Origin of the sequence: Aeromonas sp. S13(2024) (genome assembly GCF_041402405.1) — a bacterium.
Lineage (GTDB): Bacteria > Pseudomonadota > Gammaproteobacteria > Enterobacterales > Aeromonadaceae > Aeromonas > Aeromonas veronii.
Genome location: NZ_JBGLRA010000002.1, coordinates 259,213 through 267,943, shown reverse-complemented (window position 1 = coordinate 267,943; position 8,731 = coordinate 259,213). Strand labels below are relative to the sequence as shown.

Sequence of the window (8,731 nt, the reverse complement as noted above, 5' to 3'; positions counted from 1 at the left end):
TCATGCCGCCGCACTATGGCGGCATGAACATATCCAAGACCCCATACTCAGCGCCTTTCGTGGCCATCCTCCAAGCCAACCCCGTCAGCGGGGAGCGGCTGGCGGTGCTCGATGCGCAGCTCACCCCCCAAGGCGATGGCTGGTACCAACTGCTACCGGTCGGCCCGTTCAAGGCCCGTGATGGTCGCCCGTTCGATGTGGCGAGTGGCCACTGGCAACTGGACGGGCAGATCGCTGCTGCCCTGATTGCCCGAGCCAAAGCCCTTGGGCAAGACATCCTGATCGATTACGACCACCAGACCCTCAAGACTGACCAGAACGGCCAGCCAGCCCCTGCGGCCGGTTGGTACAACAGTGACGAGATTGCATGGCGCGAAGGGCAGGGGCTCTTTATCAAGCCGCGCTGGACGGAGCGGGCTGCCGCCCTGGTGGCTGCCAAAGAGTACCGATTCCTGTCTGCCGTCTTTCCCTATGACGCCCAGGGCCGCCCGCTGGAACTGCGGATGACCGCCATTACCAATGATCCCGGTGTGGTAGGCATGCAGGCGCTTGCCGCTTTGAGTGCATTACCCGCTTCAAGCCATATGTCTACCCAACCCGGCCAGCTGGCCGCCCCATCCCATGTTGCACAACAGGAGAAATCCATGAACGAACACCTGATCGCGCTGCTCGGCAAACTCGGCATCCAGCCGGGTGCCGATGGCCAGTTTACCGCCGAGCAGGGGACTGCCGCTCTGGCTGCTCTGGATACCCTGCAGGCCAGCGCTGCGAGCGCGCCGGAGCTGGAGGCGGCACTCTCTGCCACCAAAGCGCAGCTGGCGGTAGATAGCGCATCGCTGGCTGCGCTCAAGGCGACCGTCGCCACAGGGCAGGGTGGCCAGATTGACCTGGCCAAGTATGTACCGGTGGAGACCTATAACGCCCTGGTGACGGAAGTCGCCACCTTGAGCGCCAAGGTTGAGACCACGGATGCCGCGACCTTGATCAAGGAAGCCCGTACCCAGGGCAAGGTGGTGGCCGCAGAAGAAGAGTATCTGACCGCCTATGCCGCTCAGAAGGGGGTGGCTGCTCTCAAGGCGTTGCTGGAGCCCCGTCCGGCGATTGCGGCACTGGCCGCCAGCCAGACCACCCAGGTGACCCTGCCCGATCGAGCGGAGAATGCAGTGCTCTCGGCGGACGACAAGTATGCCGCCGATCAACTCGGCATTTCCTATGAAGAGTTTGCCAAGGCAAAAGGCCGGTAGGTTCGCTTAGCCGCGCAGCGGCGTAATCGGACGAACGCGACCGTCAGACCAACCTGTTTAACCAGAGAAGGAACACCCGTATGGCCATTGTTACTCCCGCGCTGTTGCAGGCCCTCTTCACCGGCTTCAAGAAGAACTTTGAAGACGCCAAGAGTGAAGCGCCTGCCCAGTACACCAAGATCGCCACCGTGATCAAATCGACCACCAAGTCCAACACCTATGGCTGGTTGGGCAAGTTCCCCAGTCTGCGCAAGTGGGTCGGTGATCGGGTGATCGAGTCGATGAAGGCGCACGGTTACCAGATCGTCAACGAAGACTTCGAGGCCACCGTGGCGGTCGATCGCAACGATATCGAAGATGACGAGCTGGGTATCTATGCCCCCCTGTTTCAAGAGATGGGTCTGGCGGCAGGGATCCACCCCGACGAGCTCTGCTTTGGTCTGCTGGGCGCTGGCTTCACCACGCCTTGCTATGACGGTCAGTATTTCTTCGACACCGATCACCCTGTCTATCCCAAGGCAGATGGCACCGGTACCCCTGTTTTGAGCGCCAACGTGGTGGTGGATGCCGGTTATCAGGGGGAGCCCTGGTTCCTGCTCGATACCAGCCGTGCCCTCAAGCCTGTCATCTTCCAGGATCGCAAGTCGCCGCAGCTGATTGCCATGACCAAGGTCGATGACGAGGCGGTATTCACCCGCAAGGAGTTCCGTTACGGGGTCGATTGCCGTGATGCCGCAGGCTTTGGTTTCTGGCAACTGGCCTTTGCCAACAAGCGGGCGCTGACCCCCGACAACCTGTGGGATTCCTTCTCCAAAATGCGGGAGTTTCAAGCCGATGGTGGCCGCAAGCTCGGGGTGAAGGCCACTCTGCTGGTAGTACCGCCCTCCCTTGAGAAGCTGGCGACTCAGATGCTGGAGCGAGAGCTGGCAAACAGCAGCAGCAACGAGCTGAAAGGCAAGTTGGAGCTGGTGGTGGCTGACTACCTCTAACCCTGCGTTGTGGCTGTTTAACCCTCGGTTTAAACAGCCTCTCTATCAGATTCGACGAGGAAAACATGAGATGGAGCAAGAGATGGAACTGGCTATTCGAGTGGGGATTACGTCAACAGTTCGTCAGGTCTATTTTCGCGCGGGCCTGCCGATTGCACCGGGCAAGTCTGAGATGGTTGTGTCGCCTGAGCAGTGCGCGACCCTGGAGAACGACCCGCGTCTGGTGGTCGTCAGGTTGGCTGAAGACGCCAGCCTTCAAGCAGGTGATGCACCATCGGCGCCTGGGGATCTGGACGCAACACTGGGCGTCCTGACCGGTTCGGGCCATCTGGCCGGTGTTGCCACCCAGAATAGTGATGCCACCCAGGCGGGCAAGGTCACGCCGCTGGCCGAGATGAAGGTCGATGAGCTGCGCGAGCTGGCGCTGCAGATGGGTATCCCGGAGGTGGCCAAGCTCAAGAAGGCCGAACTGGTGACAGCGATCGCCGCGACCGAAGTGCAATACCCGGTCAAGGATGAGCAGCCATCTGGCCAGAACGGAGAGCAGTGATATGTATGCCAGCGTCAATGACATGGTGATCCGCTTTGGCGAGGCCGAGTTGCTGCGCCTGGCCATGACGCCGACCGGTGAGCTGGACGAGGTGGCCTTGCGCCTCGCCCTGCAGGATGCAGGCGCCTTGATCGATGGCCATCTGGCGGGTCGCTATCCCTTGCCGCTGGCCCATATCCCGAGTGCCCTGGTACCTATCTGCGCCGATATTGCCCGTCACCGTCTCTATGGTGAACAGGCACCGGAGCAGATAGCCAAGCGCAACGAGGCAGCACTGGCCTTTCTGAAATCGGTTGGCAAGGGGGAGCTGGCGCTGGGGTTGGCATCCGATGGAGCCACCCTGGAGAGCCAGAACCTGGCCCAACTGCAGTCAGATGGGCGCGTCTTTGGTCGGAGTCAGGGGCGCGACAAGGGGGGCTTTCTATGAGCCAACCCGCCAACCCGTCTGGTGCTGAACTCGACTACCTGCAGGCGGGCGAACGGCTGCGTGAGCTGCTCGCCCCCCTCAAACCTGCGGGGCTCAAGGAGGTGTTTGTGGCCACCGATGTGGCGGCCATCGCCAATCTGGGCCAGCACACTCCGGCGGTGCATGTGGTCTATCAGGGCGAACGTGAGAGCGAAGGTACCCAGTCAGGCCGGGCCAGCAGCTTTGATCAGCTCTGGTTGTTGGTGCTGGTGCATCGTGCCAGCCCCAGGGAGGTCAGTGCCGGAGTGTGGCTTGCCCGCATCCTGCAGGCCGTCAGTGGGCGAGCATGTGGTGACAGCACCTTTCGCCGGGTTACCCCTCCGGTCAAACCCAGTTACAGCGGCGGTGCGGCTTATTTGCCGCTTGCCTTTACTACCCGAGTGAAATTCAAAGGAGAGCGATGATGAGCGAAACACTGCACCTTGAAGGGGATCTCTTTATCGAGACCTTTACCAACGGGGTCTCGGCCGGGGTGATTGGCCCCATCGATGTGGATAGCCTGGAAGTGAAACCCGACAGCCAGAAGATCTCCATTCCCAGCAAGCGCAAGGGCCAGTATGGTCAGGCGCGGGAGAACTACCACATTCCCAAGCCTGCCATGGTCACCATCAAGACCACCGAGATCCCGCCCGTGCTGCTGGCCGCTGCCTTTATGGGTCTGGAGAGCCCCATCAATCAGGGGGCCGGGACGCTGACTGATCTGCAGGTCGTGCTGCCCGCCTGGCCGAAGTGGGCTCCGCTCGGCAAGAGCAATATTGCCGCAACCGGCTTGGCTATCAAGGAAGGAGCCACGGCGCTGGTGGTGGGTACCGATATCGAGGTCAACTATGCGCTCGGGCTGGTGCGGGCGGTGAAAGGTAGCTCGGTAGCCGATGGCGGCAGCTTGACGGTCAGCGGTACCTATAATGCTGTGACCGGTACCCGCATCGCGGGCAACATCCAGCCGGAGATCAAGGCACGGCTGCTGCTCGATGGCCGCAGTATCGTCAGCGGTGAGGCTATCAAACTGACGGTACCCCGTGCCAGCTTGTCGCCCAAGAAGGCAGTGGACTTTATGAGCGACAAGCCCATCGAGATCGAGCTGGAGGGGGAGCTGCTGGCCGTGGATGGCGAGACCGCCCCCTTCTATGTAGATCGGCCAGTGACGGTGTAATGATCGGTGAGGCGGGGAATGAAAAACGGCGGGGAGACCCGCCGTTTTCTGCTTCAGTGAATATTCGGTGTCAGAGTTTTACTTAAATCAAGGCTTTCATTTATTTTTTGGCACCTAATTTTCCAAGAACCAAGGCGACAACGATAGCCTTACCTGCTTCCAGAGCATACTTACCAGCTGTGGCAGAGATGTCATTAATTTTATTAGTGCAGCTAGGACAGAGTTCATGATCATAAACGGATGTGCCTTTGGCATAGTCGTGGCACCCAGGGATACGACAAAGATAAATTGTTTCTTTGCAAGAAGGGCACTCACATCTATCTCGCCGCACTGTGTTTGCTTCAAGCACAACAGCGGAGACGTTTTTCTCGCAGAATGGACATTTCCCTTTTTGTTTGGCGTTCATCTTTCTTCCTTATGACTGAACTGTTTTAACATCGCCTAGGTAAGCCCGTAGGTTCGATTAGCGAAGCGTAACCGAACGTTTGAGGTCTTCCTGTGAGATATCTCAGTAATTCACCATAAATCCGCGCATTTCCCTACCCCCTTACCATGGGGCATATCCGAATTTTTCGGGAATGCCCCATGCCCACCTCAACCCCCCCCTCAAACTTGCCCTAGAGCCTGCGGCCAAAATCACTGGCCGGGAAGACCTGGCCGCCTTGGCGGGTGAGGTTTCGCGAATGTCCGATTACGCCTGCCGGCTAATCAAACCTACGAGCTACTGGCCGTGGATGGCGAGACCGCCCCTTCTATGTGGATCGGCCAGTGACGGTGTGATGATAGGGGGCAGGGGAATGAAAACGGCGGGGAGACCCGCCGTAAATTCATACTCACTATTTCATAGGCGTTGTTTCCCAAATCAATGCAGCTTGAATGGAACTAACTGAGGGGTCGGTGATCTGATCCCCACCATCCCCTTCAAGTCTGCATCATGGGCACGTCGCTTCACCCCATCACTAACTGGCCTCAATACAACAAGTCTTTGATTAACCGTGGTTCACTCACTTTCTGGGTTGATGCCGAGTCCATGAGCAACTGGTTTCACCACGACCATCATGGGCGGCGGGGCCGCAGCCAGCTTTACACTGACCAGACCATTGCAACCTTCCTGATGCTCAAGGGGATTTTCAACCTCACTCTGCGAGCAACACAGGGACTACTCGACTCCCTGTTCGAGTTGATGAACGTACCGCTGTGTGCGCCGGACTATAGCTGTGTCAGCAAGCGAGCACGCACGGTGACAGTGGCTTATCGACAGCCACCAAAGGGAGGCATTACCGACCTGGTTATCGATTCAACCGGGCTGAAGGTGTTTGGCGAAGGCGAGTGGAAGGTCAGAAAACACGGCGCCGAGAAGCGGCGAGTGTGGCGCAAGTTGCATCTGGCGGTAGACCCGGTGGCCCACGATATCGTGGCGGCGGAAGTGTCGTTGGAAAATGTCCATGACGCCGAGGTGTTGCCGACCTTGCTCAACCCTCTGCGGCGCAAGCTGGGACGTGTTTATGCGGATGGCGCCTACGACAGCAAAGCCAGCCATCAGCTTATCTCGCGCAAAGGGGCGACAGCCAGTATCCCGCCTCGCAAGAATGCAGGGCTCTGGAAAAAGGGGCACCCAAGAAATGAGGCCGTGCTGGTGATGCGCAAAGAAGGGTTGGCGCACTGGAAGAAGATATCGGGGTATCACCGTCGCTCACTGGCCGAGACGGCGATGTATCGGTTCAAGCAGTTGCTGGCGGGAAAAATCAGTCTGCGTAACTACAACGGCCAAGTGGGAGAAGTCATGGCGTATGTCAGCGCCATAAATAAACTGAATACCCTTGGCCTACCTGTCAGAAAGCCCCGAGTGTAGCGGTCACCTGGGGCTGGCGAAGTCATGACTTGCTGGCTGATTTGGGAAACAATGCCCTGGAATGCCCTTTATGAGGAGGTGAAGGATGATACCGAACTGGTGATTGCCCACCATGACCCGATCATCAGTGTGCGCGACAACGGCGCGGGCAAGCTGCTGGATGCGGCAGGGGTAGAACGGGGCACCGTCAACTACACCACCGGCAAGATCACCATCAAGCCGGATGGCCAGGGCGGCATTCCGAAAACCCGTTATGAGTGGCGCACCATCGGCACCTATGGCGATGGCCACGGCAACACCATTGCCCGCCAGCGCTGGACGTTGGTGGAGATCTACTACGTGCAGGCGGCTTACCTGTTCCCGGTGGATGACAGCGGTTGGGTCGAGGTGGAGTACCGCAGCAACAATGCAAGCCAAGCGGGCCAGGACACAGTGACAGCCACCCCGCTGGTGCTGGATATCACCCCGCGCAACGGCGAGGCGATCCTGGCCAACTCGGTGCGCTTTGCTCTGGGTGGGTCTGTCTATGTGGACAGGCAAGGGATCCTCTATCGCAACATCGACCCTGCCACCGGGGCCGGTGAGCAGGCCGGGACGCTGGATTACGCCACCGGCAAGGCCACCGTCACGGTCTGGAACCCTGGTGCGGCGCCCGTACCTGCCCTGAGTTCGCTGGTCACCTGCCTGGTGGCCCAGACGGTGGACGAGGTGACATTCAGGACGCCGGGGGCTCCCATTGCGCCATCCAGCCTCTACCTGAGTGGCAACACCGCAGACGGGCGCCGGTTTGAGGTGACCGCCAACGGCGATGGCACCATCACCAGCCAGGATGTAACCGGCAAGGTGGACTATCAGACTGGGGTGGTCTCGGTGCGCTTTGGCCGCCTGGTGACGGCAGCGGGCAACGAGAGTAAACCCTGGTTTGACCCGGATTGGGTGGTCGATGGCAAGATCTGGCGCCCCTTGTCGGTGGTGGCTGACACCATCCGGTTTAATGCGGTGGTCTATAGCTATCTGCCGCTCGATGCGGATCTGATCAAGCTGGATCCGGTGCGCCTGCCATCCGATGGCCGGGTGCCCTTCATTCGCAAGGGGTACATCGTGGTGGTGCATTCCACCAAGCGCAGCGCCTTCCCTATGGGGGTGCAGGCCGGGCAGCAGCTCAACACCGGGCGCGAACGGCTGGCCTATTGCCGGGTGGAGGACAAGAACGGCAAGGAGCTGGCGCCGCAGCTCTACAGCGTCAACATGAACAGCGGGATGGTGACCTTGGCCAGCCCACTGAACCTGACTGGCTATGTGGAGCCGCTGGCCGTGGTTCATCGGGTTGAGGATATGAGCCTGGCCACCGATGTGGAGATATCTGGCCGCATCACCCTGGCACGCCCCCTCAGTCACAACTATGAGGCGGCGGATACCCTGGTCTCCAGCGCCCTCATTATCGGTGACCTGTGGGCTCGCTATGGGGCGCTGTTCGACCAACGCACCTGGACAAATAACTGGTCTGATTTTTTGATTGGCGACCCCTGCACGGCGGAATACAACGACACGGATTTCCCGATCGTGGTGACCAACCGGGCTACCCTGCAAGACCATCTCTGTCCATTATTGCCTCCGTGATATATCTGTCGTCCCTGTATCCGGCCCCTGAGCCCCGGGCCTAACGGCGACAGCTATAGTATGAAAAAGAGCTGACTGACACTGTTTAACCAATGCCAGTGAGGGAAACCGGATGAGCACAAGTGAGCAATCTGATCCTGTGGGGCAGGTAAAATCGCGCTATGACCCGGCATTGCCTACCGGTTATGACTGGCGCAGACACCGCCGTTTTATCCTCAGTGGCGGTGGTTACAAGGCAGAATGCAGCCGTCACAACTGGTTTTTGGAGTTGCTCAACCCAGTGCCCTATGTGGTGGTGCGCGACATAGCCATCGGCGGCATCGGCATTCTTGGGGCCATACGGTTGAAAGAGGGGGATGAGCTGGTGATTGCCATTCCCTCTGGCGAGAAGCTGCGCGGTCTGGTCGTGAGATCCCAGCCAGACCCGCTCTTTCCCAAACTCTATCGCACCGGTATTCGTCTGCATCGATATCCGACGGCCGAGCTGTTTGCCCGCTGGCAAAGTTACATTCAGCCGCAAGATAAAGCTGATTTCGACCATGAGTGTCAAGTCTTGAAACAGGTACGTGGCGCGTGAGCCAAATGCCATTTCAGTGGCTGTTTTCCCCACCTTCAGCATGATTTGTCGATGGATTCCGCAGATCAGCAGGCTTGGCTGTTCCGAGTGGTTTATCTTGCTGCATGTGTTTTCATCTTTATGTTTTTATTGAATTTTATCTGTGCCTCTGAAGTCACGGAGGATACGGATCATTTTCCCTTTTCGTGATCCCCCCCGAAGTAGTTCCCCCTGATATCCCTTAGTATCTGGCCAGCATGACTCCCTTTAGGGGGAGGATAACAAGAACAAAAAGGAATGA

Annotated in this window: 10 protein-coding genes; 9 read left to right on the top strand and 1 reads right to left on the bottom strand. The window is 58.8% G+C overall.

The window, feature by feature from the left end:
• Nucleotides 1–2 precede the first annotated feature (2 nt).
• The 6 genes from ACB042_RS04955 (at nucleotide 3) to ACB042_RS04930 (ending at nucleotide 4,402) form a co-directional block, all read left to right on the top strand.
• Nucleotides 3–1,244 carry a phage protease gene (locus tag ACB042_RS04955; protein ID WP_371177935.1) on the top strand — a complete coding sequence of 414 codons (1,242 nt, stop codon included), beginning with the start codon at nucleotides 3–5 and terminating at the stop codon, nucleotides 1,242–1,244.
• 80 nt (nucleotides 1,245–1,324) lie between these two features.
• Nucleotides 1,325–2,233 (top strand): Mu-like prophage major head subunit gpT family protein, encoded by a 909-nt coding sequence (locus ACB042_RS04950; protein WP_040069229.1) that lies wholly within the window; start codon nucleotides 1,325–1,327, stop codon nucleotides 2,231–2,233.
• Nucleotides 2,234–2,303: 70 nt separating this feature from the next.
• The gene (locus ACB042_RS04945; RefSeq protein WP_371177934.1) at nucleotides 2,304–2,783 is read left to right on the top strand and encodes a Rho termination factor N-terminal domain-containing protein; all 480 of its coding nucleotides are present in this window, start codon (nucleotides 2,304–2,306) and stop codon (nucleotides 2,781–2,783) included.
• Nucleotide 2,784: 1 nt separating this feature from the next.
• Nucleotides 2,785–3,210: a gp436 family protein gene (locus ACB042_RS04940; protein ID WP_371177933.1), complete on the top strand. Its 426-nt coding sequence runs from the start codon at nucleotides 2,785–2,787 to the stop codon at nucleotides 3,208–3,210.
• Nucleotides 3,207–3,653, top strand: coding sequence for a hypothetical protein (locus tag ACB042_RS04935; RefSeq protein WP_371177932.1), 447 nt, complete (start codon nucleotides 3,207–3,209; stop codon nucleotides 3,651–3,653). Before ACB042_RS04940 ends, ACB042_RS04935 begins: the two co-directional genes overlap by 4 nt.
• Nucleotides 3,653–4,402 (top strand): hypothetical protein, encoded by a 750-nt coding sequence (locus tag ACB042_RS04930; protein WP_371177931.1) that lies wholly within the window; start codon nucleotides 3,653–3,655, stop codon nucleotides 4,400–4,402. Before ACB042_RS04935 ends, ACB042_RS04930 begins: the two co-directional genes overlap by 1 nt.
• Before the next feature lie 100 nt (nucleotides 4,403–4,502).
• On the opposite strand, the gene ACB042_RS04925 is transcribed toward ACB042_RS04930, so the two are convergent.
• Nucleotides 4,503–4,808 (bottom strand): hypothetical protein, encoded by a 306-nt coding sequence (locus ACB042_RS04925; RefSeq protein ID WP_321150082.1) that lies wholly within the window; start codon nucleotides 4,806–4,808, stop codon nucleotides 4,503–4,505.
• Between the two features lie 528 nt (nucleotides 4,809–5,336).
• Between ACB042_RS04925 and ACB042_RS04920 the strand changes: the two genes are divergently transcribed.
• From ACB042_RS04920 to ACB042_RS04910, 3 genes are all read left to right on the top strand, one after another.
• Entirely contained in the window at nucleotides 5,337–6,254 is a 918-nt protein-coding gene (locus ACB042_RS04920) for an IS5 family transposase (protein ID WP_371177930.1), read from the top strand.
• Nucleotides 6,255–6,305: 51 nt separating this feature from the next.
• Nucleotides 6,306–7,874 carry a hypothetical protein gene (locus tag ACB042_RS04915; RefSeq protein WP_371177929.1) on the top strand — a complete coding sequence of 523 codons (1,569 nt, stop codon included), beginning with the start codon at nucleotides 6,306–6,308 and terminating at the stop codon, nucleotides 7,872–7,874.
• A 112-nt stretch (nucleotides 7,875–7,986) separates the two neighbouring features.
• A complete protein-coding gene (locus tag ACB042_RS04910) occupies nucleotides 7,987–8,451 on the top strand; it encodes a hypothetical protein (RefSeq protein ID WP_371177928.1) in 465 nt (154 codons plus the stop codon).
• Nucleotides 8,452–8,731: the final 280 nt, after the last annotated feature.